The organism is Streptomyces sp. NPDC054840, assembly GCF_053611065.1.
Window position 1 is genome coordinate 1 of sequence record NZ_JBSGZP010000025.1, and the last position, 26,008, is coordinate 26,008.

22 protein-coding genes are annotated in these 26,008 nt (G+C 73.2%); 9 read left to right on the forward strand and 13 right to left on the reverse strand.

Features of this window, described 5'->3' with window-relative positions:
- Positions 1-174 precede the first annotated feature (174 nt).
- From ACWGIU_RS03925 to ACWGIU_RS03940, 4 genes are all read left to right on the forward strand, one after another.
- Positions 175-1,485: an exo-beta-N-acetylmuramidase NamZ family protein gene (locus ACWGIU_RS03925; RefSeq protein WP_453702133.1), complete on the forward strand. Its 1,311-nt coding sequence runs from the start codon at positions 175-177 to the stop codon at positions 1,483-1,485.
- Positions 1,486-1,568: 83 nt separating this feature from the next.
- Entirely contained in the window at positions 1,569-3,083 is a 1,515-nt protein-coding gene (locus tag ACWGIU_RS03930; RefSeq protein WP_453702135.1) for a serine-threonine protein kinase, read from the forward strand.
- 95 nt (positions 3,084-3,178) lie between these two features.
- Positions 3,179-3,778 (forward strand): hypothetical protein, encoded by a 600-nt coding sequence (locus ACWGIU_RS03935; RefSeq protein ID WP_453702137.1) that lies wholly within the window; start codon positions 3,179-3,181, stop codon positions 3,776-3,778.
- A gap of 116 nt (positions 3,779-3,894) precedes the next feature.
- On the forward strand, positions 3,895-4,467 hold the full coding sequence (locus ACWGIU_RS03940) for a 3-keto-5-aminohexanoate cleavage protein (protein WP_453702161.1): 573 nt from the start codon (positions 3,895-3,897) through the stop codon (positions 4,465-4,467).
- Between the two features lie 81 nt (positions 4,468-4,548).
- Here ACWGIU_RS03940 and soxR read toward each other — a convergent pair whose 3' ends face one another.
- The gene (gene soxR, locus ACWGIU_RS03945) at positions 4,549-4,992 is read right to left on the reverse strand and encodes a redox-sensitive transcriptional activator SoxR (protein WP_301372142.1); all 444 of its coding nucleotides are present in this window, start codon (positions 4,990-4,992) and stop codon (positions 4,549-4,551) included.
- Between the two features lie 109 nt (positions 4,993-5,101).
- Between soxR and ACWGIU_RS03950 the strand changes: the two genes are divergently transcribed.
- Positions 5,102-5,563, forward strand: a complete 462-nt coding sequence (locus ACWGIU_RS03950; RefSeq protein WP_453702139.1) for a MaoC family dehydratase — start codon at positions 5,102-5,104, stop codon at positions 5,561-5,563.
- 133 nt (positions 5,564-5,696) lie between these two features.
- Here the strand turns inward: ACWGIU_RS03950 and ACWGIU_RS03955 are convergent, their stop codons facing one another.
- From ACWGIU_RS03955 to ACWGIU_RS03965, 3 genes are all read right to left on the reverse strand, one after another.
- Positions 5,697-6,332, reverse strand: a complete 636-nt coding sequence (locus ACWGIU_RS03955; RefSeq protein WP_453702141.1) for a TetR/AcrR family transcriptional regulator — start codon at positions 6,330-6,332, stop codon at positions 5,697-5,699.
- A gap of 97 nt (positions 6,333-6,429) precedes the next feature.
- Positions 6,430-6,717, reverse strand: a complete 288-nt coding sequence (locus tag ACWGIU_RS03960; RefSeq protein ID WP_030723233.1) for a YiaA/YiaB family inner membrane protein — start codon at positions 6,715-6,717, stop codon at positions 6,430-6,432.
- Positions 6,718-6,867: 150 nt separating this feature from the next.
- Positions 6,868-8,019, reverse strand: coding sequence for an acyl-CoA dehydrogenase family protein (locus tag ACWGIU_RS03965; protein ID WP_453702143.1), 1,152 nt, complete (start codon positions 8,017-8,019; stop codon positions 6,868-6,870).
- 74 nt (positions 8,020-8,093) lie between these two features.
- On the opposite strand from ACWGIU_RS03965, the gene ACWGIU_RS03970 reads away from it, so the two are divergent.
- Positions 8,094-8,771, forward strand: coding sequence for a TetR/AcrR family transcriptional regulator (locus ACWGIU_RS03970; RefSeq protein WP_453702145.1), 678 nt, complete (start codon positions 8,094-8,096; stop codon positions 8,769-8,771).
- Positions 8,772-9,315: 544 nt separating this feature from the next.
- On the opposite strand, the gene ACWGIU_RS03975 is transcribed toward ACWGIU_RS03970, so the two are convergent.
- The 8 genes from ACWGIU_RS03975 to ACWGIU_RS04010 all read right to left on the reverse strand — a co-directional run bounded on the left by ACWGIU_RS03975 (position 9,316) and on the right by ACWGIU_RS04010 (position 21,507).
- Entirely contained in the window at positions 9,316-10,395 is a 1,080-nt protein-coding gene (locus ACWGIU_RS03975) for a zinc-binding dehydrogenase (protein ID WP_453702162.1), read from the reverse strand.
- Positions 10,396-10,505: 110 nt separating this feature from the next.
- Positions 10,506-11,918: an aldehyde dehydrogenase family protein gene (locus ACWGIU_RS03980; RefSeq protein WP_453702147.1), complete on the reverse strand. Its 1,413-nt coding sequence runs from the start codon at positions 11,916-11,918 to the stop codon at positions 10,506-10,508.
- A 98-nt stretch (positions 11,919-12,016) separates the two neighbouring features.
- On the reverse strand, positions 12,017-13,495 hold the full coding sequence (locus tag ACWGIU_RS03985) for a CitMHS family transporter (protein WP_453702149.1): 1,479 nt from the start codon (positions 13,493-13,495) through the stop codon (positions 12,017-12,019).
- 73 nt (positions 13,496-13,568) lie between these two features.
- Positions 13,569-15,767 (reverse strand): molybdopterin oxidoreductase family protein, encoded by a 2,199-nt coding sequence (locus ACWGIU_RS03990; protein ID WP_453702151.1) that lies wholly within the window; start codon positions 15,765-15,767, stop codon positions 13,569-13,571.
- Positions 15,768-15,946: 179 nt separating this feature from the next.
- The gene (locus ACWGIU_RS03995) at positions 15,947-16,567 is read right to left on the reverse strand and encodes a TetR family transcriptional regulator (protein WP_453702163.1); all 621 of its coding nucleotides are present in this window, start codon (positions 16,565-16,567) and stop codon (positions 15,947-15,949) included.
- A 35-nt stretch (positions 16,568-16,602) separates the two neighbouring features.
- A complete protein-coding gene (locus tag ACWGIU_RS04000; RefSeq protein WP_453702165.1) occupies positions 16,603-17,904 on the reverse strand; it encodes a hypothetical protein in 1,302 nt (433 codons plus the stop codon).
- A gap of 481 nt (positions 17,905-18,385) precedes the next feature.
- Entirely contained in the window at positions 18,386-19,201 is an 816-nt protein-coding gene (locus ACWGIU_RS04005) for a hypothetical protein (RefSeq protein ID WP_453702167.1), read from the reverse strand.
- 158 nt (positions 19,202-19,359) lie between these two features.
- On the reverse strand, positions 19,360-21,507 hold the full coding sequence (locus tag ACWGIU_RS04010; RefSeq protein ID WP_453702153.1) for a right-handed parallel beta-helix repeat-containing protein: 2,148 nt from the start codon (positions 21,505-21,507) through the stop codon (positions 19,360-19,362).
- A gap of 353 nt (positions 21,508-21,860) precedes the next feature.
- Between ACWGIU_RS04010 and hmgA the strand changes: the two genes are divergently transcribed.
- Together hmgA and ACWGIU_RS04020 are read left to right on the forward strand one after the other, a co-directional pair.
- On the forward strand, positions 21,861-23,174 hold the full coding sequence (hmgA, locus tag ACWGIU_RS04015) for a homogentisate 1,2-dioxygenase (protein ID WP_453702155.1): 1,314 nt from the start codon (positions 21,861-21,863) through the stop codon (positions 23,172-23,174).
- A 110-nt stretch (positions 23,175-23,284) separates the two neighbouring features.
- A complete protein-coding gene (locus ACWGIU_RS04020) occupies positions 23,285-24,034 on the forward strand; it encodes a GntR family transcriptional regulator (protein ID WP_453702157.1) in 750 nt (249 codons plus the stop codon).
- A gap of 206 nt (positions 24,035-24,240) precedes the next feature.
- Here ACWGIU_RS04020 and ACWGIU_RS04025 read toward each other — a convergent pair whose 3' ends face one another.
- Positions 24,241-24,405, reverse strand: a complete 165-nt coding sequence (locus ACWGIU_RS04025) for a hypothetical protein (protein WP_453702159.1) — start codon at positions 24,403-24,405, stop codon at positions 24,241-24,243.
- Positions 24,406-24,550: 145 nt separating this feature from the next.
- Between ACWGIU_RS04025 and ACWGIU_RS04030 the strand changes: the two genes are divergently transcribed.
- Complete coding sequence (locus tag ACWGIU_RS04030) at positions 24,551-25,675, forward strand: type ISP restriction/modification enzyme (RefSeq protein WP_453702169.1); 1,125 nt, start codon at positions 24,551-24,553, stop codon at positions 25,673-25,675.
- Positions 25,676-26,008: the final 333 nt, after the last annotated feature.

The window sequence follows — 26,008 nt, forward strand, 5'->3', positions numbered from 1 at the left end:
CGACGCGGTGGGCGAGGGCGGCGCCGATGCCGCCGCCCGCGCCGGTGACGACGACTCGCTGGTCCTGGTACGCGTTCACGGGGTCCACCTCTCGTGCGGCCGGATGCCGGATCGCGGGCAGACTAACCGGTCGGTATGTCAGGTGGAAAGGGGCGCGGCCCATAGCGTGGCCGGATGACACTGTCGCGACGCGGGGTGCTGGGGCTGGCGGGGGTTATCGGCTCGGCCGGCGCGGTGGGAGCGGGCGGGACCCGCGGGCCTGCCCGGACCGGGGCGGGCGGTGCGGGTGTGGCGGGCGGTGCGGGCGGTGCGGGCAGGGTCACCGCGGCGGGCGGCCGGGTGCGTACCGGCTTCGAGCGGCTCGCCGCGGACGGGTACGCCGCACTGGCCGGCCAGAGGATCGGGGTGGTCACCAACCCCACCGGGATCACCGCCGACGCCCGGCACCTGGTCGACGTGCTGCACGCGGACGAACGGGTCGACCTGGTGGCGGTGTTCGGGCCCGAGCACGGCTTCCGCGGGACCGCGCAGGCCGGCGACTCGGAGGGGGCCCCACGGGACCCGGCGACCGGGCTGCCGGTGTACGACACGTACGACAAGAGCGGGCAGAAGCTCGCGGACGTGTTCACGACGGCCGGGATCGACACCGTCGTCTTCGACATCCAGGACGTCGGGGCGCGCTTCTACACCTACATCTGGACCCTCTACGACTGCATGCGCGCGGCCGCCCTCGCCGGCAAGGCGGTGGTGGTGCTGGACCGGCCCAATCCGGTGGGTGGCCGGCGGGCCGCCGGACCCGTGCTGGAGCGGCCGTACGCGAGCTTCGTCGGCCGGGAGCCGATCGCGCTGGCGCACGGGATGACGGCGGCCGAACTGGCCCGCCTCTTCAACGGCGAGTTCCTGACGGACCGGCCGGTCGAGCTGCGGACGGTGGCGATGTCCGGGTGGCGCCGGGAGTCGTTCTTCGGGGAGACCGGGCTGCCCTGGGTGCCGCCGAGCCCGAACATGCCGACCCCGGACACGGCCCTCGCGTACGCCGGCACCTGCCTGTTCGAGGGGACGAACCTCTCCGAGGGGCGCGGGACGACCACGCCCTTCGAGGTGGTCGGTGCGGAGGGGATCGACCGGCGGTGGGCGGAGGCGGCAAACGGGCTGGGGCTGCCCGGGGTGTGGTTCCGGGAGGCGTACTTCACTCCGACCTTCTCCAAGCACGTGGGGAAGGTGTGCGGCGGGGTCCGGCTGATCGTGCACGACCGGGAGGCCTTCGACCCGGTACGGGCCGGGATCGGACTGCTGATCACGGCGCGGCGGGTGTGGAGCGGCTTCGGCTGGCGCGCGGACCACTGGATCGACCGGCTGACCGGCTCGGACCGGGTGCGGACGCTGGTGGACGCGGGGGCCGGCGTGGACGAGGTCGCGGGCGACTGGGCGGCGGGGCTGGCGCGCTTCGCGGCGGTGCGCGAGGAGTACCTGCTGTACCCGTGATCCGACCGCGTCGGGGGGCTGGCCGGGCGGGCGCCGCAGCAGGATGCTGACTGCACCGGAGGCACGGCGTGAAGGGGGGCGTCATGGCGGACGTGGGTGGCAGGTTCGGGGTCGGGGTCGGTGACGGAGTCGGCGGCGGGGTCGGCGGCGGATTGGGGGCCGGTGGCGGTTCCGGTGCCCGTGGCGGTTCCGGTGGCGGTGGCGGTGGCCGTGGCGCGATCGGTGACAGGGTCGGGGTCGGGGTCCGGCCGTACGCGGAGCTGACCTTCGACTCCGAAGGGGACGTCGACCGGGCCACGCAGGGCGCGGTGTCCCGGATGGAGGCGACCGACCTGCTGGTCTTCGCCCACGGCTGGAACAGCGACCGGTCCACGGCGACGCGCCTCTACGACCGGTTCTTCGCGCCCTTCCAGGGGCTGGTGGGGTCGGGGGTGCGCCTGGGCTACGTGGGCGTCGTATGGCCCGCGATGCGGTTCTCCGACGAGCCGATACCGGACTTCGAGGCCCCGGGCGTCCTCGCGGAACCGGGCCTCGGCTGCGCACTGGACCCGCTCACCCGCAGGGCGCTCGGGGAGTTCTGGCCGGAGCGGCGGGCGGAGCTGGACCGGGTGGCGGAACTGCTGGAGGAGCGGCCGGACTCGGCGGCCGCCTTCATCGAGTTCGGCGCCCTGATCCGCGAGTTGGCGGGCGTGGACGCCGTCACCGCGGTGGTCGCGCCGTCGGTACCGGCGATCTTCACGGACGATGTGCTGGAGGTGTGCCGGGCCCTTTCCGTCGCCCTGGTCAGGGCGGGCGCGCGGGGTGCGGCACCCCCGGCGGCCCTGGCACCCCCGGCGGCCCTGGCACCCCCGGCGGCCCTGGCACCCCCGGCGGCCCTGGCACCTCCGGCGGCCGCGGCGGCCCCCGAGGGTCCGGGTCTCACGGTCGGAGGCGGGCTGCGCGGCCTGTGGGACGGCGCCAAGGAACTGCTGCGACAGGCCGCGTACTACAAGATGAAGAAGCGGGCCGGCGTGGTCGGCGAACGCGGCCTCGGTCCCGTACTGGGCCGACTGGCGGCCGCCCGCCCCGCCCTGCGGTTCCATCTGATCGGACACAGCTTCGGGGCGCGCGTCGTCTCCTTCTCCCTGCGCGCGGTGCCGGACCGGGCCCGCTACGTGAAATCCGTGACCCTCCTCCAAGGAGCCTTCTCCCACTACGCGTTCGCCGACCGGCTGCCGCACGACAAGGGCAACGGCGGCGCCCTGCGCGGCCTCCAGCGCCGGGTCGACGGCCCGGTGGTCGCCTGCCACTCCCCCCACGACTCGGCCCTCAAGGTCTTCTACCCGCTGGCCTCCCGGATGGCAGGGGATTCGGCCGGACTGCTGGGATTCGACGAGCGGTGGGGCGCCATCGGGCACGACGGGGTCCAGGCGGTTCCGGGCGCGCCCCGGCTGAGCCTCGACGCGGCCCTGCGCGAGGGCGTCCCCGCGGCCGGTTGCGTCAGTGTGGACGCGGGCTCCGTGGTGCGGCGCGGCGGTGCCCCGTCGGGGGCGCACAGCGACATCTGCCACGAGGAGCTGGCCCGGCTGGTGGTGGCCGCGGGGCGCATGGGGCGCTGAGTTCTGGCCATGTGCCACCCGCACGCCTCGACCGCCCCCGCATGCGCCCGCCTCCGCCCGGGCATGTTGGGCACATCGGCGGAGGTGATGGTGCGATGGCGGGATTCCGGAGTCTGGCCTACCAGGTGCGCGACGCGCGCAATGACCGGGCCTTGCGGCGCCATTCCCTGCGCCGCTGCCTGGAGCGGTTCGCGCCCTACGGGCACCGGGCCACGTGGTGGCACCTGTGCGACCGGCACGGGATCGCGCCGGAGGACCGGGGGGCCGACCCGCTGCGGCTGGTCGCCGCGCTGGAGGAGCTGGAGGACGCGCGGGCGGTCTGGCTGGAGTACGAGCGCCAGTTCGCGGAACGCCGGCGGCGGGAGAAACACCACGGGCTGCGCCGGCCGGAGTGGGCGTGGGGCGGGAGCGGGGACGCGGTGGTGCGGTGCGCGGATCCGGGGGTTCGGCCGGAGGGGGCGCTGGGCGAGGTGCTACGGCGGCTGGTGCGGGCGCTGGAGTCGGCGCCGGGGACGGTGTGCCCGGTGTGCGGGGACACCGAACTGCACTGGCCGGAGGTGGCTCCGGCCGGCCCCTGGGCGGGTGCGCTGGCCTGGGACGGGCCGGTGTGCGCGGGCTGCGGGATCGTGGTGCCCAGACCGGCCCTGGTGGACACCCCGATGCTGCTGGACACCCCGGCGGCGGGAGCCGCGTGAAGGCCCTCGTGTCGCTGCCGGGGGCGGGACCGATGTCGCTTCCGGTATCGCTTCCGGTGTCGTTTCCGGTGTCGTTGAACGGCTCGCGGACTGCCGCCGACGGTCCGGCCGTGCCGATGTCGCCGGAGGCGCTGGCGGAGACGGCGCTGGCGGCCGTCGCCGCCGGAGCCGGGGAGGTTCTGGTGCATCCGCGGACGCCGTGCGGGCGGGAGAGCCTCTCGCCGCGGGTGGTCGGGCCGGTTCTGGAGATGCTGCGGCGCACGGGGGTCGGCGTAGCGCTGTCGGTGCCGGTGTCGATCGCGGCCGAGCCCGATCCCGCGGGGTGGCCGGCGCGGGTGGCTTCGTGGACGGTACTGCCGGACCGGGCCGTGGTGCACTTCGGCCGGCCGGGGGCCGCGGAGTCGGCGCAGGCCCTGCTGGCGCGCGGGGTCGCGGTGGACGCGGTGGTACCGGTGGGCGGTGCGGCCGGGCCGGAGCCGCTGGCCCGGTTCCTGGCCTGGCCGGTGCGTGAGCCGGGGCGGGTCCGGCTCTCGGCCGAGCTGGCGGTGGCGGATCCGGCCCTGGTGGCGGGGCTGCGCGCACTGCCGCCCGTGCCGCTGCTGCTGTACGGGCGGGACGCGGCCGCCTGGCCGGCGCTGCGGCTGGCCGCGCGGTGCGGCACCGGCGTGCGGACCGGCGTAGGCGATTGACGCACCTGCCCGACGGGAGGCCGGCGCGGTCGAATGCCGCATTGGTGGCGGCGGCCCGTGACGTGGTGGCGCGGGCGGTGGCTACAGCCGCGAGCCGGTGAGCCGCTCGCCGAAGGCGTCATCCGGATTGGACAGCGCGCAGGTCTCCATCGACAGGCAGCCGCAGCCGATGCAGTCCGTCAGGTGGTCGCGCAACCGGCCGAGCCGGGTGATGCGTTCGTCGAGTTCGGCGCGCCAGGCCTCGGAGAGGCGGGCCCAGTCCTCACGGTTGGGGGTGCGCTCCTCGGGGAGCTGGGCCAGCGCCTCGCGGATGCTGGCCAGCGGGATACCCACGCGCTGGGCGGCCCGTACGAAGGCCACCCGACGCAGGGCGTCACGCGTGTAGCGGCGCTGGTTGCCGGAGGTGCGGCGGCTGCTGATCAGGCCCTTGGCCTCGTAGAAGTGGAGCGCCGAGACGGCCGCGCCGCTGCGGGCGGACAACTGACCGACGGTGAGCTCGTGGATTTTCTCGGGAATCTGCGGCACCCCGCCGAGCGTAGTCGGAGGTCCGTTGACATACACATACACCCCCAGCATGCTGAGCAAGCGCTTATTCGTTCGTCCGTCAGTCGTCCGCGAGAGACAGGAACAGGGCATGGCCGAGCCGAGGATCTTCACGTCCGCCGAGGAACTGCACGCCGGGATCGGCGAACCGCTCGGGCCCAGCGAGTGGCTGGAGGTGGACCAGAAGCGGATCGACCTCTTCGCGGACGCCACCGGCGATCACCAGTGGATCCACGTGGACCCGGAGCGCGCCGCGGGCGGACCCTTCGGCTCCACCATCGCGCACGGCTACCTGACGCTGTCCCTGCTGCCCAGTCTCGTGCCGCAGATCATGCGGGTGGAAGGCATCCGGATGGGCCTCAACTACGGGACGAACAAAGTCCGTTTCCCTGCGCCGGTGCCGGTCGGTTCGCGGCTGCGCGCCACCGCCGTGATCACGGAGGTCACGGAGGCGGGTGGCGGCGTACAGGTCACGGCCACCGTCACGGTCGAGCGCGAGGGCGGCGACAAGCCGGTGTGCGTGGCGGAGTCGGTGTCGCGCTACTACTTCTGAGAGCCCTGCCGCTTCCGGGGCCCGGGGCGGCCGGCGCCCGAGGCCCCGGGGCGGGCGCTCCGAGGGACGGGGCACTCCGAGGGCCGGGGCTCGGCCGAGGCCCTGCCGCTTCCGAGGCTCGTCCGAGGGTCGGCTACTTCTGGGGGTCCGGCCGCGCGGCCACCATACGGAGCACGAGGTCGGCATAGAGCCCGCCGACCTCGTCGGGCGTGCGCTGCCCGGCCGCGTTGAACCAGCGGGCCACATCGATGCACAGCGACAGCACGGCGAGCGTGGTGCCCGGCACGTCGGGGACGTCGAACTCCCCCGCCGCCACCCCGTCGGCGATGATGCGGCGCACGGCCGCGTCGCTCTGCCGGCGCAGTGCCACGATCTCGGAGCGGTGCTCCGGAGCGAGAGCGTCGAGCTCGTACTGGACCACTCGCGCGGTGGTGTGGTGTGCCGCGTGCCAGCGGACGAAGGACCGCACGGCGTCGTCGAGCCGGTCGGCGGCGCTGCCGGGGCCGTCGGCGGCGGTGGTCAGAATCTCCAGCGCCTTGTCATGGCCGATCCGGCTGATCCGCTGGAGCAGCTCTTCCTTGGTCTTGTAGTGGATGTAGAGCGCGGCCGGGCTCATACCGGCACGGCCCGCGATGTCCCGTGTGGTGGTGGCGTGGTACCCGCGCTCGGCGAAGGCGTCGACGGCGGCGACGAGCAGCCGCCGCGCGGCGTCGGGGGTGACCTCGGACCACGGCCGGTAGCCGTCGACCGTATCCTCCGCGCTGCCCATCGCTCACTCACCCTTCACCGTGTGGAAGTGAACACCTTACCGGAGGGTGAGCAAGCGCTTAGCGATGTCGGGCCGACGGCCGCACCCGGCATGCCGACTACTTCGGCGCGAAGGGGTCGTACTCGGCCATCATCTTCTCCATCCTGGCCTGATCCACCCGGCTGACGATCTGCGTGACCTCCTGGCGGTCGCGGATCACCTTGGCGAGGGTGAAGGCCGAGGTGGTGAGGTAGAGGACGGCGATGCCGAGGAAGGCCCGGACCCAGCCGTTCGTCTCCAGGTTGTAGATCCCCACGGCCACGGCGCCGATGGCGATACCGAAGGAGGCGACGGCCTGGCCGTAGTACGCCCCCGTGCTCTGCTGCTTGACCGGTGTCTCGTTCATGGATCGAGCATCGGGCGGACGGGGGGCCAGCACATCCGCACGCGTACTCATGCCGGTACTCAGTCGCCCTCGGCAGGCCCGTGCCTCGGAAGGCTCGGAAGGCCGGGAGGGCTCGGAAGGTGCGAGAGCTTTGGAAAACCTCGGAGAGCCTCAGAAGGCGGAAACCCCGGTGCGGGCGCGGCCGATGAGCAGCTTCTGAATCTGGCTGGTGCCTTCGTACAGCGTCATCACGCGGGCGTCGCGCAGCAGTTTGCCGGCCGGGTACTCGTCGATGTAGCCGTACCCGCCGTGCACCTGGAGGGCGTTGCTCGCGGCGCGCACGGCGGCCTCGGAGGCGAAGAGCTTGGCGGTGGAGGACTCGGTGGCGAAGGGCTGCCCGCGGTCGATGAGGTCGGCCACCCGCCAGGTCAGCAGGCGGGCCGCGTCCACGTCGACCGAGATGTCGGCGATGAGCTCCTGGACCAGCTGGTGGTGGGCTATCGGCCGGCCGAACTGCTCGCGCTGGGCGGCGTACGCGACGGCCGCGTCCAGAGCCGCCTGCGCGATGCCGACGCAGCCGGCGGCGACCGACATCCGGCCCTTGGCGAGGGCGGACAGGGCGACCGAGAAGCCCTTGCCCTCGGGGCCGAGCATGGCGGAGGCGGGCACGCGGACGCCCTCGAGGACGAGCTCGGCGGTGGCCTGGCCGCGCAGGCCGAGTTTGCCGTGGATCTCGCGGCGGGTCAGGCCGGGGGTGTCGGTGGGGACGAGGAAGGCGGAGACCCCGCGGTGGCCGGGCTCGTCGCCGGTGCGGGCGAAGAGCAGCACCACGTCGGCCCAGGTGCCGTTGGTGATGAACATCTTGCTGCCGTCGAGGACGTACGCGTCCCGCTCGCGCACGGCGCGGGTGGTGAGGCTGCCGGCGTCGGAGCCGGTGCCGGGCTCGGTCAGCCCGAAGCAGCCGAGCGCGTCGCCGGAGCACAGGCGGGGCAGCCAGGCGTGCTTCTGTTCTTCGGAGCCCCAGGTGGCGACGGTCTTGGCGACCAGGCCGAGGGAGACGGAGACGATCCCGCGCACGGCGGAGTCGCCGCGTCCGAGCTCCTCGGTGACCAGCGCGTAGGCGAGGTGGTCACCGCCGGAGCCGCCGTACTCCTCGGGGACGGTCAGGCCGAGGAAGCCGACACCGCCCAGCTTCTTCACGATGGCCCGGTCCACGCTCTCGGCGCGGTCCCACTCGGCGGCGTACGGGACGACCTCGCGCTCGGTGAACGCCCGGGCGAGCCTGCGGACAGCGGCCTGCTCCTCGCTCAGCTCCAGATTCACCGGGCACCTCCGGGGCGGGACCGGCTTTTAACTAGCACCGGTAGTTTATTGCGGGCAGCCCTACTATGTGGCGCATGGCCAGACCGCGCAAGCCTCTCCTCAGCCGGGACCGCATCATCGAGACGGCCGGCGCCCTGGTGGACGCGGAAGGGCTGGAGGCGGTGTCGACGCGACGGCTGGCCGCCGCGCTCGGGGTCAGCGGGCCCTCGCTCTACAACCATTTCCGCACCAAGGACGAGATCCTGGACGCGGTGGCGGACGCGGTGAGCGCGCGGGTGGACCTGTCGATGTTCGACGGCGGCCAGGACTGGCGGGCGGCTCTGCACGCGTGGGCGCACTCGTACCGGGACGCGCTGGCGGACCACCCGAACATCGTGCCGGTACTGGCGCGCGGGCCGGGTCGCCGACCGGCCGGGCTGCGACTGGCGGACGCGGTGTTCGGGGCGATGACGGCGGCCGGCTGGCCGGCGGCGCAGGCGACCCGGATCGGCGCCCTGATGCGGTTCTTCATCCTGGGATCGGCGGTGGCCTCCTTCGCCGGGGGTTTCGTGGACGACCGCACGGCATACGACCCGGCGGACTACCCGCACCTCGGCCAGGCCCACCTGCTGGCGGAGCGGGGACGAGAGGTGGACGAGGGCGCCTTCGAGACGGGCCTCGCGGCGCTGCTGGACGGACTGGTGATGCAGTTCGAGGCCGTGCGGCACGAGGCGGGAAATGCCGGCGCGGTTCGGGTGACGGGGGTCGAGTGACGGGGGTCGAGTGACGGCCCGGAGACCGACCTCGTGACGCACGAGGACACCGATCTCCTCCGTGCCGTGCGGGCCGGCCCAGGACGCGGCGGGCGTCAGCGCGTACCTGGCTGCGGGGCGCCGCTCCGGACCGGCGTCCCGATCTGGAGGCCTTCCGCGTGGAAGGTCTGCCCGCGCTGGAGATCGCCGCGGGCCCGGGACGCGTACGGTGGTCGGGCTGCTACGGAGCCACGGGCCCGGGTCGGCCCCTGGCCACGGGAGGCGGCGGCAGCGCTGCGCGGGATCCGCGGGCTTCGGCACGGCACTTCGGCGCCGCGGTGCCGCGATGGCGCGATGCATGAACCTGTTCGACGCGTGCGAGCCGGGTGAGAGCTGCGTCGAGGGCCCGCGTGCGGCCCCGGCCTGGCCGGCGGCCCGCTGTACGCGTGCGTGGAGGTCCTGACGGGCACTCCCTCGTGCCGTGGACGACCGAGGGAACGGCCCCCGGAGGTCCTGGCCGAGCCGCTCGCGCGGGCCCGCAACTCCCCGGAGTACGGCTCCGCGGTCAGAACACCACCAGCGAGCGGCCGCCCTTGCCCGCCAGCATCGCGTCGAAGGCGGCCGGTATGCCGTCGAGGGTGATGCGGTCGGTGACCAGGGCGCCGAGGTCGAGGCGGCCCGCACGCACGTGCTCGGCGATCACCGGGAGGTCGCGCGCCGGGTCGCTGTTGCCGTAGACGCAGCCGGTGAGGGTGCGGGCGAAGTGGAAGATCTCCATGGAGTGGAAGGTGACCTTCTGCTCCTTGCCGCCGATGCCGACGACCGTGGTGCGACCCCCGCGCCGGGTCGACTCCCAGGCGCCCCGGATGGTCTCGGCCCGGCCGACGCACTCGACGGCGACGTCGGCGCCCTGCCCGCCGGTCAGCGCGCGGATCTGCTGGGCGGTGGTGTCGGAGGCGAGTACGAAGTCGGTGGCCCCGGCCGCCCGGGCCAGTTCCTCCTTGGCCGGGGACACGTCGACGGCGATGACCGGGCCCGCCTGCGCGATCCGGGCGGCCTGGAGGGCGACCAGGCCGACCCCGCCGACTCCGAAGACGGCCACCGACTCGCCCGGGCGGACCTGGGCGCTGTGGCGGACCGCCCCGTAGCCGGTGAGGACGGCACAGCCGAGCAGGGCCGCCTCGGCGAGGGGGATCCCGGCGGGGGCCGGCAGCACGCAGTTGGCCGCGACGACGGTCTCCTCGGCGAAGGCGGCCACGTTCAGCCCGGGGTGCAGTGCGGTGCCCTGCGCGTCGTGCGCGTGGACGGCCCCGACCCCGGTGAGCGCCGTGGCGCAGAGCCAGACCTCGCCGATCGTGCAGTGGTGGCACTCTCCGCAGGACGGGGCCCAGTTGAGAACCACGCCGTCACCGGGTGCGACGTGGGTGACACCCTTCCCCACCGCGAGGACCGTGCCCGCGCCCTCATGGCCGAGGACGGCGGGCACGGGGATCCGCATGGTTCCGTTGGTGAGGGAGAGGTCGGAGTGACACACCCCGGCTGCGGCGAGCCGCACCCGGACCTGCCCGGGGCCGGGATCCGGCAGCACGATGTCCCGTATCTCCAGCGGGGCTCCGACGGCGGGCAGGACAGCGGCGCGGACCATGGTCGTCATCTCGTCTTTCCGGTGCGGGGCGGGTGCCCGTGGGTACGGCGCGTGCGGCTGGGGCGGCGGCTCGGGGTCAGGTCGGGCAGTGGGCAGGTCGGGCCGAGGGATCAGAACTGCAGGGACTTGGTCTGGAGGTACTCCGCCAGGCCGTGCGCGCCCAGCTCACGGCCGACGCCCGACTGCTTGTACCCGCCGAAGGGCGCGAGCACGTTGAATCGGCCGCCGTTGATGTCCACCTGCCCGGTGTCCATACGGCGAGCGAAGGCCACGGCCGTCGCGTCGTCGGCGGCCCAGACGGCGCCGCCCAGGCCGTAGACGGTGCCGTTGGCGATGCGGAGGGCTTCCTCCTCGTCCTCGTAGCGGAGGATCGACAGCACCGGGCCGAAGATCTCCTCCTGGGCGATCGTCATGTCGGGCGTGACGTCGGCGAACACCGTCGGCGCCACGAAGTAACCCTGCTCCAGCGGCGCCTCGGGCCCGCCGGCGACGAGGCGCGCGCCTTCCTCCACACCCTTGGTGATGAAACCGCGGACGCGCTCGTGCTGCTTGGCATTGACGACCGGGCCGACGCGGACCCCGGCCTCGCGGGGGTCGCCGGTGGGGTAGTCGGCGACCGCGGCGGCCGCGAGCGAGACGGCCTCCTCGTAGTGGTTCCGGTGGACGAGCATCCGGGTGAGCGCGTTGCAGCTCTGGCCGCTGTTGTTCATGACGTGCCCGACGCCTGCCGCGACGGCCTTGGCCAGGTCGGCCCCGGGCAAGATGACATTGGCCGATTTGCCGCCCAGTTCGAGCGCGACCCGCTTGACGGCGGCGCCGGCCGTCGCGCCGATCTGCTTGCCGACCGCGGTCGAGCCGGTGAAGGAGACGAGGTCGACTCCCTCGTGCGCGGCCAGGGCCTGACCGGCGACCGGACCGGTCCCGGTCACCAGATTGAAGACTCCGGCCGGGATGCCCGCCTCGTGCACGGCTTCGGCGAAGAGCTGTGCGGTCAGCGGGGTGTCCTCGGCCGGCTTGAGGACGAGGGTGCAGCCGGCGGCGAGAGCGGGCGCCACCTTTGCAACGACCTGGTGCAGCGGATAGTTCCAGGGTGTGATGGCCGCGACCACCCCGATCGGCTCCAGCAGCACGGTGGAGTTCCCGACCCGCTCCTCGAAGGCGTACGAGGAGGCGAGTTCGGCGTAGGAGGAGGCCACGGCGATCGGGGCTCCGACGTGGACCGCCTTGGAGAAGCCGAGCGGGGACCCGAGCTCGGCGGTGATCGTCTCGGTCAGCTCGCCGGTGCGGGCCAGCAGTGCGTCGCGGAGCGCGCCGATCAGGGCGGCCCGCTCGGCCGGAGCCGTGGCCGCCCAGCCGGGCAGGGCCGTACGGGCCGCGCGTACGGCCGCGTCCACATCCTCCTCGGTACCGGCCGGGACCTGAGCGATGACCTGGCCGTCGGCCGGGTTCACGACCTCGATCAGATCGCTGCCGACGGCGGGCCGCCACGCGCCGTCGATGTACATCCCGTCGTGAGCCTTCATGGCATTCCTCCCGAGCACGCACGAGCGCGTAGATCCGACCTCGCGAACACCCTACAAACTAGCGTCGGTAGTTTTTGCCGGCCAGAGGGCACCGGGTGTCAGACGATGCCGAAAAGCATCCCTGCCGCGAGGACGATGAGGGAGGTCAGGGCCGCCCATTTCACGGTGAATCGGGTGTGGTCGCCGAATTCGACCTTGGCCATGCCGACGAGGACGTAGACGGCCGGAACCAGCGGGCTCGACATGTGCAGGGCCTGGCCGACGAGGGAGGCCCGGGCGATCTCCAGCGGGGAGACGCCGTGGGCCGCGCCGGCCTCGGCCAGGACGGGCAGGACACCGAAGTAGAACCCGTCGTTGGACATGAAGTAGGTGAGCGGCAGGCTGAGCAGGCCGGTGACCAGGGCCATGTGCGGGCCCATGCCCTCGGGGATGGCACCGACGAGCCAGTCGGCCATGTGCTTGACCATGCCGGTGCCGGTGAGGACCCCGGTGAAGACGGCGGCGGCGAAGACCATACCTGCGACGTTCAGGACGTTGTCGGCGTGGGCGGCGATCCGGGCCTTCTGGTCGGGCATGTGCGGGAAGTTGACGGTGAGGGCGAGGGCGGCGCCGAGCAGGAACAGCACCGGGATGGGCAGCAGCTCCATGATCATCGCGGTGAGCAGGGCGACGGTGAGGCCGACGTTGAACCAGTACAGGCGGGGGCGCAGGGAGGGCCGGTGCGGGTCCAGGCCCTGGAAGCCGTCCTCGGGGGTGGGAGCGTCACCGCTCCCGTGCGCGGCGGACGCCGGGGTGGAGGTGGGGCCTGCGGCTGAACCGACGGCGCCGCCGCCTTCGCCGGGGGCAGAGACCGAGGTAGAGGCATCGGCAGAGGTAGAGGCAGAGGCCCCGGACGCGCCGGAGGCGGCCGGGACCAGCTCCTCCTCGGCAGCCTCCCGCTCCACCTGGCCGGGCAGCACGAGTGTGCCGACCCGGCGGCGTTCCTTGACACCGAGGACGTAGGCCAGGACGAACACGAAGAGCAGGCCCACCGCGAGCGCCGGAATCATCGGGACGAAGATGTCGGCGGCGTCGAGCTTGAGTGCGGTGGCGGCGCGGGCGGTCGGGCCGCCCCAGGGCAGGGTGTTCATGACGCCGTTGGCCGTGGCCGCGACGCCCGTCATCACCACCAGGCTCAGGCCGAGCCGCTTGTAGAGGGGGTACATGGCCGAGACGGTGATCATGAAGGTGGTCGATCCGTCACCGTCGAGCGAGACGATCGCGGCGAGGACGGCGGTACCGACCACCACTCGCATCGGGTCCGCCTTGCAGAAGCGCAGGATGCCGCGGACGATCGGGTCGAAGAGGCCGACATCGATCATCACGCCGAAGTAGACGATGGCGAACATCAGCATGGCGGCCGTCGGTGCGAGCTTGCCGACGCCGTCGATGACGTAGTCGCCGAGGTGTGCGCCCTTCCCTGCGAACACGCAGAAGAGTGCCGGGATGAGGACGAGCGCCGCGATGGGCGACATTTTCTTCATCATGATCAGGACCAGGAATGTCGCGATCATGGCGAAGCCGAGGAAGGTCAGCATGGGGGGAAGGTAGGTGCCCCCTCCTTGCGCCAACAAGACGTCTGCGCGTGAGCAATACGAGCAAAACCCCAGCTCAGGGCAGGGGCATGAGCTCGACGGGGAAGCCGTTGAGCACCGCCGTGCCGGACAGCCGGTCCATGCGGGTGCCATCGAGCAGCTGGTTGACGTTCGCGCCGGGTACCGCGGCGGCCACCGACAGCCGTGAGCCGGCCCGGTCGTGGCCCCAGCCGTGCGGAAGGCTCACCACGCCGCTGCGGATGGCGTCGGTGATTTCGACGGGCACCTCCAGGCTCCCGCCGTCGGCGGTGATCCTGGCCTGCCCTCCGTCGACGAGGCCGAGCCGGTCCGCGTCCTGCGGATGGACCTGAAGGGTGCAGCGGTTGGAACCTCCGGTGAGGGCCGGAACGTTGTGCAACCAGCTGTTGTTGGAACGCAGATGGCGGCGGCCCACGAGCACCAGGGCGGCGGGGCGGTCGGCGAGCGCCGCGCGCAGCCTGGGAAGTTCGCCGGCGATCGGGTCCGGGAGCAGCTCGATCCTTCCGCTGCGGGTCTTCAGCACGCCCTGCAGCCGCGGCCGTAGCGGGCCGAGGTCGATGCCGTGCGGCGCCTGCCGCAGATCGTCGAGTGTCAGGTCGTACGGGCCCGTGCGCAGCATGAGGTCGAGGCGCCGCTCGGGTCCGGTGCGGCCTGTCAGCAGACCGGCCAGCTCCTGCGGGTCGCTGCCGTGGAGCGGTGAGTGGGGATCGGTGACGGCCCGGGCCAGGCCGTCGGCGATGACCCGCTCGTCGACCGCCTCGGGCGGCGCTCCGTGCAGCCCGGAGACCGCGAGGATCAGGCGCGCGTGGATCTCGCACTCGTCCATACCCCCGTCGGCCAACGGGACGGCGGCGGGCGAGTAGCGCGCCTGGTTGTGTACGGCGAACCCGTTGAACGCGAAGTCGAAGTGCGCACTCTGCGAGGGCGGCGGCGGTGGCAGGACGACGTGGGCGTGGCGTGAGGTCTCGTTCAGGTAGGGGTCGACCGAGACCATGAAATCCAGCCCGGCCAGAGCTCGGTCCAGCCGGTCCCCGTCTGGTGCGGACAGGACCGGGTTGGCGGCGATGGCCAGCAGGGCCCGGATCCGCCCGTCACCCGGGGTCTCGATCTCCTCGGCGAGCGCGGCCATGGGCAGCTCCCCCTTGGCCTCCGGGTGGCCGGAGACCCGACTTGACCAGCGGCCGAGCGCGAACCCCCTGCCCGGGCCCGCGGGGCGGCCGACGGGAGCCGTCGCGGAGAGCGGGAAGAGGGCTCCGCCCGGCCGGTCGAGGTTGCCGGTGAGGATGTTCAGTACGTCGACCAGCCAGCTCGCGAGCGTGCCGAACTCGACGGTGCAGCTGCCGATCCGGGCGTAGACAGCGGCGGTGGGTGCGGCCGCGAGCTCGCGGGCGAGGGTGCGGATCTCGGCAGCGGTGAGGTCGCATGCGGCGGCTACGGCCTCAGGAGTGAAACTCCTGAGCGCGGCACCGAGTTCCCCGATGCCGTCGCAGTGTTCCTCCAGCGCTTCGGGGTCGGTGAGCTTCTCCTCGATCAGGGTGTGCGCGAGGGCGGCGAGCAGCAGCGCGTCGCTGCCGGGGCGCGGCGCGAGGTGGCGGTCGGCGAGCGCGGCCGTGCGCGTACGGCGCGGGTCGACGACGACCAGGGTGCCGCCACGGGCGCGCAGGGCCTTGAGCCGGCCCGGGAAGTCGGGGGCGGTACACAGGGAGCCGTTGGACTCGACCGGGTTCGCGCCCAGGAGCAGCAGGAAGTCGGTCCGGTCGAGGTCGGGGACCGGGATGGCGAACGGGTCGCCGAAGAGAAGCCCGCTGGACACGTGTTTGGGCATCTGGTCGAGGGTGCTGGCGGTGAAGAGGTTGCGGGTTCCGAGGCTCTTGAGGAGCAGGGGCGGGTAGAGGGCGCCGGCCATGGTGTGGACGTTCGGGTTGCCGAGTACGACGCCGACCGACTGGGCCCCGTACTCCCGGAGCAGGGCGGGGACGGCGGCCGCGACGGCGTCGAAGGCCTCCTCCCAGGTCGCCTCCCGCAATCGGCCGTCGCGGCGGACGAGGGGGCCCCGCAACCGGTCGGGGTCGGAGTCGAGCGCTGCGAACGCGGCTCCCTTGGGGCAGATGAATCCGCGGCTGAAGACATCCTCGCGGTCACCGCGGGCTCCGGTGACCACACCGTCCGCAAGGGTGAGGGTGAGGCCGCACGTGGCCTCGCAGAGGGGGCAGATACGCAGGGCGGTGCGGGACATGGGCCCTCCAGGGGCGGCGGTCTGCGGCTCGGGCGCGGGCACGCGGAGTACATCGAGCATACCGACCGGTACGGATGGAGGGGAGGGGCGTGCGGGACCGATCCGGTACGGGGTGGCGACCCGCATCCCCGTCCGGGCTCGAAACGGAGACAGCCCCAGCGGCGGAGCCGAAAAGGTCGTCAGTCCAGCACGCGGGCCAGGTAGGCGTGCATCATCGCGCGGGTCTCGGCGACGATCCCGGGGTCTCCGGCCGGGTCGGCTCGGAAGGCGAGCTGTATCAGTGCGTCGGTGGCCTCGACCGCGACGAGGACGGCCCGCTCCAGGGCGGCGTCGGGGGTCAGAGCGAGGTGCGCGGAGAGCAGTTCCGTGAGCCGCGCGGCCACCTGGTGGTTGGGGTCTGCCTCCGGCCCCTCGGCCGGCGGCGCGGGAACGCCGAAGTCGACGAGCGCGAAACCGGGAACGTTGCGCTTCATGGCCAGGTACTCGTCCAGCACCGCGTCCACGACCGGGCGCCAGTGGGTGGCCGGGAGGTCGGTGAGCCGGTCCGCGATGCCGTCGACATAGCGGTCGAGGTTGCGGTGGGCGAGGGCGATGGCCATGGCGCGCTTGTTACCGAAGAAGCGGTAGACGGAACCGATCGGCACGCCGGCGCGCAGGGCCACGGCACGGGTGCTGAGGTTCTCGTACCCGGTCTCGTCGAGCAGCTCGGCGCAGGCGTCGAGGATCCGGGCGAGCCGGTCGGCGCTGCGCTGCTGGACCGGCGTTCGGCGCAGGGAGTGGGCGGGAGGCACGGGGTCCATCATGCCGCTCCTTGCTTGCGGGGTCGGGGGTGGCCTCAGTTCAGCAGAAGTCCGATCCCCCCGATGGTGAAAGTGATCATCAGGGCAAGCAGCGGCAGTTGACCGGCCACCGCCCTGGCCGGCGGGAAGAGGCGCACGGCGCGGTCGTGGGCCGCGACGACCCCGAGTAGGTGACCGGTGACGACGGCGACGACCTGGAGGGTGGCGAGGCCGCCGGAACCCAGGGGTGGCACGGGTTCGGGGGCATTGTCAGTACCGACTGCCATGCTTACCGTGCGTGGTCCTTCGACTACGAGGAGGGAGAAGTAGTGGGCGATGAGATAGCCGAGCGCGATCGGCACGAGTGAGTGCGCGAAGGCGGTCAGCGGGCCGGGGTGCGGGCCGCCGACGAGGCGGGTGGCCGCGGCGCAGAGGCAGTAGAGGGTGGCGACGAGGGCGATGGAACCGAGGAGTCCGAGTGTGGCCGTGGGGGTACGGCCGAGGGGGGAGGTCTGTATGGCGTTGATCCACGAAAGGTTGTCGGAGAAGCCGTCGTAGGCGGTGGAACCGAGCAGGACGCAGACGGTGGCGACGAGTCCGGGCCGCTCGGGTGTCGCGTCGAGTCCGTGGAAGGGGTTACGGAGAACGAGGCGGCCGTCGCTGCGGCGGCCGAGGGGGGAGAGCCGGGCCAAAAGGGCGGAGTACGCCTCGAAGGTGTCGCCGTCGTCGAACCAGCGCTCGCCGAAGCGGGCGGCGAGCAGGAGTTGGGTGGTGGCGTAGGTGGTGAGGGCGATGAGGAGGGTGGTGGTGGATGCCGGATCAGGAGCGACGAGTTCGAGCCAGGTGAAGCCGAACAGCCCGACGGCGGCGGGCCATTGACCGAGCCGGGCGGGAAGGGGGCGGCCGGGGCCGCGGCGGCGCAGGGCCCGGGCGAGCAGACGGTGCAGGGTGCGGAGCGGGTTGAGCAGGCGCCAGACGGGGCCGAGGAGGAGGGAGGCGGGGACGAGTCCGACCCAGAGGAGGACGTAGACGGCGCCGGGGGCGGGGTTGTGCGCGGGGTCGTCGGGACCGAGGAGGAGGTGGAGCAGGACGGCCGCGGCGGCGGCGAGCCCCAGCCCGCGCAGGGCGGTTCGGGTGGCGGGGGCGTCGGCCGCTCGCTGGAGGGCGGCGGGCAGGGCGAGGCCCGAGCGCTCTCCGCGGAAGCGGGAGGTGGACCAGAGCAGGCCTAGCGCGAGAAAGGAGACGAACAGCGCGGCGAAGGCGCCGGCGAAGGCGTAGAAGGGAGAGATCGGTAGATCATGCTGGGATCCGATCCCGTGCGCGAGCGAGGTGAGCGGATCGGCCGGGTGAAGGACCACGCCTTGGCCGTGGCCCTCCTCGCCCGCGCCCAGGGCGGGACCCGGTCCGAACAGGCTCACCATCGGCCCACCCGGGGTGACGTCCGGCAGGCGGCAAGGCCCGGCCGCCCGGGCGACGCCCCGGGTCCGGACGGCCGGGGGAGAACCCCGCTCGGGATCGCTGCCGGGATGCGGGGGCGATCCGAGTGGGGGGCCACGGGTGTGCGCCGGGCCGCGGGCCCCGGTGCCGACGAGGGCACGAGCCCGGGCTCAGGTCCGACCGGGGTCCGCGGCCCGGGCCGAGCCGCAGGCCCCCGCGCGGGCCCGGACACAGGCGCGGGCACAGACCGAGACACGGGCGCGGGCAGGGGAACGGACACGGGCGCGGGGGCAGCCGCAGGGGCCGGTGCGGGCTCGGGGCCGGGGCTCGGCCGGGCCGTGGGTTCGGGCGTCGGCCTGAGCTCGGAGCCGGGCGCAGGGGTGGGTTCGGGGTGGCGTGGGGTCATCGGACGAGGAGTTGGGTCAGGACGAGGCTGGACGCGTGGGTCTCGACCTCGAAGAGGCCTGTGCGGTCGGCCGTCAGGATCAGGGTGGCCTCCTGGCCTGCCGGCAGGGCCAGTTCCTTGTCGTAGCCGTGGACGTGCAGGGTGTCCGCGCGGTCGCTCGTGACGCGCAGGGCCACGCGCTCTCCGCGCCGCAGCTCGGTGCGGGCCGGGGCCGGGCTGACCTTGCCGTCCCGGACGGTGATGGTGACCGTGCGGTCGGCCTGCTCCGGCGCCGGGGTCCGGCCCGGCGGCGGGGTGTCCCCGTGGCTGTGTCCGCCCGGCGTGCCCAGGGCAGTTGCGGTGAGCTGGGCCGTGCCCTCGACCGGCTTGCCCGAGACCGCCCAGGCGGTGTGGTCGTCCGCGTAGAGGCGGACGGTCAGCGTGTGTGCGCCCTCGGGTACCTGCGCCGCGGGCAGGTGGAACCAGGGGCCGTACAGCCGGGCCAGCTTGCGCCCGTCGAGCTCCAGGTGGGCGTGGCCCGCGCCCGGGAGGGCGGCGCCGCCGGTGCTGTCGGGGGTGAAGCGGTAGTTCGTCAGCGCCAGTTGGAGGTTCCAGCCGTCCTCCGAGTCCGGGCGGACGGTCAGCTGGACCTCCGGTGCGCCCTCGGCCGGGACCTCGCGGAGTCGGTGGCCGCCGGTATCCGTGGCGGTGAGCAGGGTGCCGACGGTGCCGGAGGCCTGTTCGTGGCTGGTGCCGGGTTTGTGGTGGGTGGTGGCCCGCCCGCCGCAGCCCGTCGCCGCGCCGCCCCCGAGGAGCAGGGCGAGGGCGAGCAGGGCCGCGGCGCGGGTGGTTCGGCGGAGCCTGCGGACCGCTCGGGGCGGCGGCGCGGCGCAGGCGTCGCATCGGTTGTCGCCGTCGGGCCGGTCGGGCCGGTGCTCGGGCCGGTCGGTCACGGCCGGCCTCCTGTGGTCGGGGTGGTCTGGGCGCGGGTTCATGGCGCGGGATCCGGGGTCGTCCGGGTCGCCGGGGGCTCCGGGGCGGCCGCGCTCAGCGCCGGGGCGGGGCCGGCGGGGGCCGGCGCGCGGTCGCCCGCGGGGTCGCCGCCCGGGCCGGAGGGGCGCGCCGGGGTGCCCGGGCGGGCCGAGGCCACCACCGCCGACAGGACCCAGATCACGGCGACCAGGGCCCGTACCCAGGCGGGGCTCAGGGGGGTCCAGGGGATCATCAGGACGGCCTTGTCGAAGGCGTCGAGCAGGGTGAGCCCGGCCAGCAGCAGAGTCAGGCGGGCCGACCAGGGCCGGCTGGGGCGCAGCACCAGGCCGACGCCCGTCCACCAGAGGCCGAGCAGGAGGAGGGCGAGCGCCGGAACGAGGGTGGCGGTCAGGGACATGGTGGAGCCGGCCACGTCCAGGACCAGACCCGCCAGCCCGGCCAGTGACGCTGCCGTGCCCAGGCGCGAGCCGCGCAGCCGGCGCCACCACAGGACGCCGCCGACGAGCAGCAGCACGGCGGCCACGGCCAGCGCCAGCTGGGTCTCCACCCGCTCCAGTCCGCGTGCGCCATACCAGTCGCAGCCGGCCGGGAGTTTGCGCGCCTGGACGTTGTAGTCCGCGCAGACGAGAAGCTGGACCAGCTTGACCGGTTCGCCGACCAGCCGGGCGGACGCTCCCGAGACCTCGCCCCGGCGATCACCGCACTGCGGGACCGTGCCCGGGGTGGAGCCGTCGGGTCCGGCCTGCCAGCAGTTGGCGCGCCCCTGGCCGTCCCACCACACGTCCATGCCGTTGGGGCGGGCGGCGCCGGACTTGTCCTTGCCCATGACGTTCCCGGCGTACCTGTTGTGGTGGGAGGTGTCGGTCTGCTTCGACCACGCCTCCTCACCCCGGATGAAGGCGGGGACCGCGCTGAGGAAGAAGCCGGCGCGCCGGTGCCCGTACACCCAGTTGTTCTCGTAGAGGTTCCAGTTCCCGCCCGCGGTGATGATTCCGGTGCCCGGGGGCATGGAGATCTGCGGGCAGACCACGCCCCGCTCGTAGCCACGCTCGATCGGCGGTTCGGCGCAGGTGCCGTCGGCGACGTAGCCGTAGTAGTCCTGGTTGTTGTCGTGGATCAGGTTCCGCTCGAACTTGGCGTGGTTCTGCGGGAGTCCGGGGTGGCCGGGGAAGGCGCTGTCCATCGAGGCGCCACCCATGTTCTGGTCGAACTCGTTGTCGTGCACCCACACCGAGTCGCCCGCGGTGCCGGAGTAGCCGACCATGTTGTGATGGCTGCGGCAGCCGGTGATCTCGATGGAGTACCGGGGGACCTCGTAGCCGCGGCCGTCGTTGATGTTCGAGGCGCTGCCCGGGTAGATGCCGGAGTCGCCGTTCCCGTACGACTCGCAGTTCTTGTAGAGCCCGTGGTCGCTGGCGAAGGTCAAGAAGCCGTACTCGTCGTTCCAGCGGGTCAGCACGTCGTCGATGACGAAGCCGTCGCCCGCGAGCACGTACAGCGAGTTGAAGGTGGTGCGCTGGGCGGTGAAGTTGCGGAAGTAGATGCCGTTGGACCTGTCCGCCCGAATGGCGTTCAGCTTCTGGTACTTGGCGTCGACGACCACGTCGAGCCGTGACGCGCCCGTGCCTTCGATCTGCAGGTTCGTCTTGCCGAGGATCGCGACGAGGTTCTGGTTGTGCCGGCACCGCACCTGCTGCTCGTAGGACAGGATCTGGTACCCGAGCGAGGACTGGGGGGCCTTGAGCGCGGCGCACTCCCCCGTCGGCGTGGGAAGGGAGGGCTCCTCCTCGTACAGGCCGGGGAGGATCGCGATGTTCATCCCGGGCCGGTCGACGGCGTCCACGGCTTCCTGCAGGTGCCGGTAGCCGCTCTTCTCGCACCGCTCGTACAGGGCGAGGTTGCGCTGCCTGAGCTCTTCGGGGAAAGCGGATATCCGGCGCTCGAAGGCGGGCCGGTCGGTTTTGCAGACGATCAGGTCGGGCTCCGCCATGCGGTACTCGGGTACCGATCCGGAGCCGTCCGGGAGGGTGATCGGGCGCTCCTCGTGCGCGCTGGCGGCGGGCGCGGCGACGAGGAGGGACAGGAGGGCGAGGAGGGCGGCGAGGAGCGCCGCCGGCACGGCAGGGAACCTGCGGGTCCACGACATGCGCGTGAGAGTAGAGCAATGTTCATCTTTTGGGATCCCCCTCGACCGGATCCGCGTTCCCCACCGGCGTTTCCCGCCTCCGGCTCCGGCTCCGGCTCCGGTTCCACCTCCGCGCCTCCGCGCCTCCGCTTCACTCCCCCCGGCTCCGCCCCCCTCTCCGCCTCCTTTTCCGGCCGCGCCTCCGTTTTTCCGGCCGCGCCTCGGCTTCCGTCCACGCATCCGTCGACCCCTCCGCCCCCCATTTCCAGCCTTTCCCGTCGATCTCAGGCCCGAGGACAGGTCCGCCGTTGACGTGCGGGCCGCGGAATCCTACTGTCGACCATAGGATTCCTTCGACGGAGCGGGAGCAGCACATGAGCGAGCAGGCCAGGAAGACGGCGGAGGCACTGGAGTACCTCACCGGCTTCGGCAACGAGCACAGCTCGGAGGCCGTGCCCGGCGCCCTCCCGATCGGCCGGAACTCGCCCCAGCGAGCCCCCCTCGGCCTCTACGCCGAGCAGCTCAGCGGCAGCGCCTTCACCGAGCCCCGCACCCACAACCGCCGCTCCTGGCTCTACCGGATCCGCCCCTCGGCCGCGCACCCGCCCTTCACCCGGATCGACAACGGGGCTCTTCGTTCCGCGCCCTTCGCCGAGTCCGTGGCGGACCCGAACCGGCTCCGCTGGAACCCGCTGCCCGACCCGGCCCCCGGCACCGACTTCCTCGCCGGCCTGTGGACCCTCGGCGGCAACGGCGACGCCGCCCAGCGCGCCGGCATGGCCATCCACCTCTACGCCGCCAACGCCGACATGACCGACCGGGTGTTCAGCGACTCCGACGGCGAGCTGCTGATCGTCCCCGAGCGCGGCGGGCTGCTCCTGCGCACCGAGCTGGGCCTGCTCGCCGCCCGCCCGGGCGACATGGCACTCATCCCCCGCGGCGTCCGCTTCCGCGTCGAGCTGCTCGACGCCGACGCCCGCGGCTACATCTGCGAGAACTACGGCCAGCCCTTCGAGCTGCCGAACCTGGGCCCGATCGGCGCCAACGGGCTCGCCGCCGCACGGGACTTCCAGGCCCCCGTGGCGGCGTACGAGGACAGCGAGCGCCCGACCGAGGTGATCAACAAGTTCTGCGGCAACCTCTGGTCCGCCATCTACGACCACTCCCCGCTCGACGTGGTCGCCTGGCACGGCAGCCACGTCCCGTACGTGTACGACATGCGCCGCTTCAACGTCCTGGGCTCGATCAGCTACGACCACCCCGACCCGTCGATCTTCACGGTCCTGACCTCGCCCTCCGACACCCCGGGGCTGGCGGGCGTGGACTTCGTGGTCTTCGCCCCGCGCTGGCTGGTCGGCGAGGACACCTTCCGTCCGCCCTACTTCCACCGCAACGTGATGAGCGAGTACATGGGCCTCATCGAGGGGGCGTACGACGCCAAGGCCGAGGGCTTCGTCCCCGGCGGCGGCTCGCTCCACAACATGATGTCCGCGCACGGACCCGACCACGAGACCTTCGAGCGGGCGAGTGCGGCCGAGCTGAAGCCGCAGAAGATCGACGACGGCCTTGCCTTCATGTTCGAGACCCGCTGGCCGATCACCGCCACCGCGCAGGCGGCCGACGCGGATCACCTCCAGCGCGGCTACGACGACGTGTGGCAGGGTCTGCAGCGCCACTTCCGCGCCTGACCTGCACTGCATACGCTGCATGCGCCGTACCGTGCGTGCGCCGTACCCTGCATGCGCCATACCGTGCGTGCGCCGACGTCACCCCTGTCCAGCCCTTCGGAGATCCACCCGTGACCGCCTTCGCCCCCGACTCGCTGGTACTGAACCGGAAGCTGCCGCTCTGGTACCAGGTGTCGCAGTCACTGCGCGCCTCGATACTGGGGCGCACCCCGGACGCTTCGCTGCGCCTGCCCACCGAGGAGCAGCTGGCCGGGCACTACGGGGTGAGCGTGCTGACCATGCGGCAGGCGCTCAAGGAACTGGAGGGCGAGGGCCTGATCAGCCGGCACCGGCGGCGCGGCACCTTCATCGAGCCGGGCGCGCTGCGCAGCACCCCGGTCCGGCTGCTGGGCTCGGTCGACGCGATCGTGGCCCAGCAGTCGGGCGACCGTACGACGATCCTCGGGCACGGCCGCACAGCCGTGTCCGGGGAGCTGCTGGAGCACTTTCCGGGCACGGCCGAGGTGGTCACGTACCGGCGCCTGCGCCACGACCGGGAGAGCGACGAGCCGACCAACTGGGCGGAGAACGCGGTCCTCCCGGAATTCGCCGAGGCGGTGGACCTCGCCGATCTCGAACGCTGGCCGATGACGAAGGTCCTGCGGGACATCGTGGGGGTCCGCATCAGCCGGATCACGGACACGGTGGAGGCCCGGCTGGCCGACCCGGAGACGGCCGAGCTGCTCCAGGTGCCGCTGCTGAGCCCGATCCTGCACTACACGGGTGTCACGTACGACGAGGACGGCCGGGTGGTGGACGTGGCCCGGATCCGTTACCGCGGCGACCGGTTCTCCTTCACCGTGACGGTCGACGCGCACTGACAGCCTCGGACGGTTTTCGGACGGCCTTCGGACGCCCTCCAGACGCCCTTCCGTGCCGCTCGGGGCGCCGCTCCGGAGCCGCTCGGACCACCCTTACGGAGCCGTTCGAGCGCCCTTTCGCAGCCGCTCGAAGCGCCGCTCGGACGCCGTGCGCCGCTCGGACTCCGCACGCCGTCGGGACGCCGCTCCGACGCCGCGCGCCGCGCCTACTTCTCGTCGTCCTCCCTGGTGCGTTCGCCCTCCGCCTGGGACGGCGTGGTCCGCATCGTGTCGGGGTGCTGCCGCTGCTTGCGCTGGGACTCGTCCATGTCCTCGTCGAGGCGCTCGCCCTCGGCTTGTGACGGGGTCGTGTATTCGTCGTACTGACTCATGACCGCCTCCTCAGCCTCCTCGGCCGAAACCGTACGAATGCCTATACAAGGAGCCTAGCTCGTCGGTCTGGACACAGCCCGGCCATCGGATCCCGTCGCTACCATCGGCGGCGTGAGCGATGACGTACCGCTGCTTGAGGATCTGATGCCCTGGTCCGTGGGCGGCCTGCGCCTGGGCCGGGACTGGGTGGCCGCACCCGATCCGGCGGCCCTGCGCGCCCGCTGGACCACCCTGACCGGCTCCGAAGGGGCCGAGCGGGAGCGGCTGTTCCGGCCGAGCCGCAGCCGTGGACCCGACACCGGGGCGGCCGCCCTGCCGGGGCAGCGCTCGGCGGTCACGGCCCGTTTCGCCGACGACCCCGGCCCCTGCCCCGACCCCGTACGGGTGCTCCGCGAGCCCTTCGACGAGCAGTGGCTGCTGCCCGACCAGCGGCTCATCGACGCGGCCCGCCCCGAGCTCTGGCGGGTCCGGGACGAGCACCAGCTCTTCCTCGTCGAGACCCCGGATCCGCTGGTCACCGCGCACCTCCCCGTCGGCCGCCTCGGCCGGATCCGCCCCCTGCACCGGCGCCCCGGCGGTACCGAGCCGAATCTCACCCCCGGACTGCTGCCGCTGCTGGACGCCCACCACGGCGGCCGGGTCACCGCCGAGGACGTCCTGTGCTGGATCGTCGCGGCGGGCCGCCCGGGCCCGCGCGGATACGAGGTCCCGCTCGCCGCCGATCCCGGGCGCTGGCGGGCCGGGCTGGAGCTGGGGCACCGGCTGCTGAGCGTGCAGCTGCGCGGGGCGCGGGGCGGCGAACCGCCCCGCCTGCCCGGCGGGCGCCGGCCGTACGTCCGCTCGGCGGTCGTGGGCTGGCCGCACGAGCTCGCCTACGACGCCGGGAGCGAGACGCTGAGCCTCGGGAGCGGGACGGTCTCCCCCGTGCCGGCCGGGGCCTGGGAGTACGAGGCGCAGGGCGTGCGGGTCCTGCCGGCCTGGTTCGCCGCCCGCACCGCGCACCGGGGGCCGGACGCCGAAGGTCTGGCCGCGCTGGGGCCGGCCGAGTGGCCGCAGAACTGGACCTCGGAACTGCTCGCCCTGGTGACCACGTTGGCGCTGCTGGCCGAACTGACCCCGGAGCGGGTCGCGTTCGAGCCCGGCCCGAAGCTGTCGGCCGAGGTGCTCCGCGCGGCCGGGGTGCTGCCGCCGCCGGCCTGGGCCCGTCGCCCGGCTTCGGTGCTGGACCACCAGGAGGAGGGGCCGGGCGGGCAGTTCGCCCTCCTCTGAGCAAGCGGGCCAAGGCGGACCTGTGCTCCCCAGGGCACCGGCAGCCGGACAGCGTACGGTCGAAGATCTCGGCCGTGCCGAGCCCGGCACCCGGGACCGGGCCGCACGCGCCGAGGGCCGCCGCCGGCCGAGAGCACTCCCCGGTGGCCGGCACGGGAGAGCCGGGCCGTCCGTACGCGCCGCTCCTCGGCCTCGCCCCGGGGGAGCGACCGCGCCCGTTCGGCCGTCGCCGGCTCACTGGCCACATGGATCGCGACGGCGCCGTTGGCGGCGGCGACGAGTTCCGGGGTTCTCTGCGTCCGGCACGTCGAGCGGAGCCAAGCAGCCCTGGTC

Bases quoted from the DNA above. Each gene is read 5' to 3' on its own strand.
- ACWGIU_RS03970 (WP_453702145.1), top strand. From the start codon at position 8,094: ATGGCCAGACCGCGCAAGCCTCTCCTCAGCCGGGACCGCATCATCGAG.
- ACWGIU_RS04010 (WP_453702153.1), bottom strand. From the start codon at position 21,507: ATGTCGTGGACCCGCAGGTTCCCTGCCGTGCCGGCGGCGCTCCTCGCC.
- ACWGIU_RS03980 (WP_453702147.1), bottom strand. From the start codon at position 11,918: ATGAAGGCTCACGACGGGATGTACATCGACGGCGCGTGGCGGCCCGCC.
- ACWGIU_RS03955 (WP_453702141.1), bottom strand. From the start codon at position 6,332: ATGGGCAGCGCGGAGGATACGGTCGACGGCTACCGGCCGTGGTCCGAG.
- ACWGIU_RS03925 (WP_453702133.1), top strand. From the start codon at position 175: ATGACACTGTCGCGACGCGGGGTGCTGGGGCTGGCGGGGGTTATCGGC.
- ACWGIU_RS03995 (WP_453702163.1), bottom strand. From the start codon at position 16,567: ATGGACCCCGTGCCTCCCGCCCACTCCCTGCGCCGAACGCCGGTCCAG.
- ACWGIU_RS04025 (WP_453702159.1), bottom strand. From the start codon at position 24,405: ATGAGTCAGTACGACGAATACACGACCCCGTCACAAGCCGAGGGCGAG.
- ACWGIU_RS03930 (WP_453702135.1), top strand. From the start codon at position 1,569: ATGGCGGACGTGGGTGGCAGGTTCGGGGTCGGGGTCGGTGACGGAGTC.
- ACWGIU_RS03935 (WP_453702137.1), top strand. From the start codon at position 3,179: ATGGCGGGATTCCGGAGTCTGGCCTACCAGGTGCGCGACGCGCGCAAT.
- ACWGIU_RS03950 (WP_453702139.1), top strand. From the start codon at position 5,102: ATGGCCGAGCCGAGGATCTTCACGTCCGCCGAGGAACTGCACGCCGGG.
- ACWGIU_RS03990 (WP_453702151.1), bottom strand. From the start codon at position 15,767: ATGTCCCGCACCGCCCTGCGTATCTGCCCCCTCTGCGAGGCCACGTGC.
- ACWGIU_RS04030 (WP_453702169.1), top strand. From the start codon at position 24,551: ATGCCCTGGTCCGTGGGCGGCCTGCGCCTGGGCCGGGACTGGGTGGCC.
- ACWGIU_RS03985 (WP_453702149.1), bottom strand. From the start codon at position 13,495: ATGCTGACCTTCCTCGGCTTCGCCATGATCGCGACATTCCTGGTCCTG.
- ACWGIU_RS03975 (WP_453702162.1), bottom strand. From the start codon at position 10,395: ATGGTCCGCGCCGCTGTCCTGCCCGCCGTCGGAGCCCCGCTGGAGATA.
- ACWGIU_RS03960 (WP_030723233.1), bottom strand. From the start codon at position 6,717: ATGAACGAGACACCGGTCAAGCAGCAGAGCACGGGGGCGTACTACGGC.
- hmgA (WP_453702155.1), top strand. From the start codon at position 21,861: ATGAGCGAGCAGGCCAGGAAGACGGCGGAGGCACTGGAGTACCTCACC.
- ACWGIU_RS03940 (WP_453702161.1), top strand. From the start codon at position 3,895: ATGTCGCCGGAGGCGCTGGCGGAGACGGCGCTGGCGGCCGTCGCCGCC.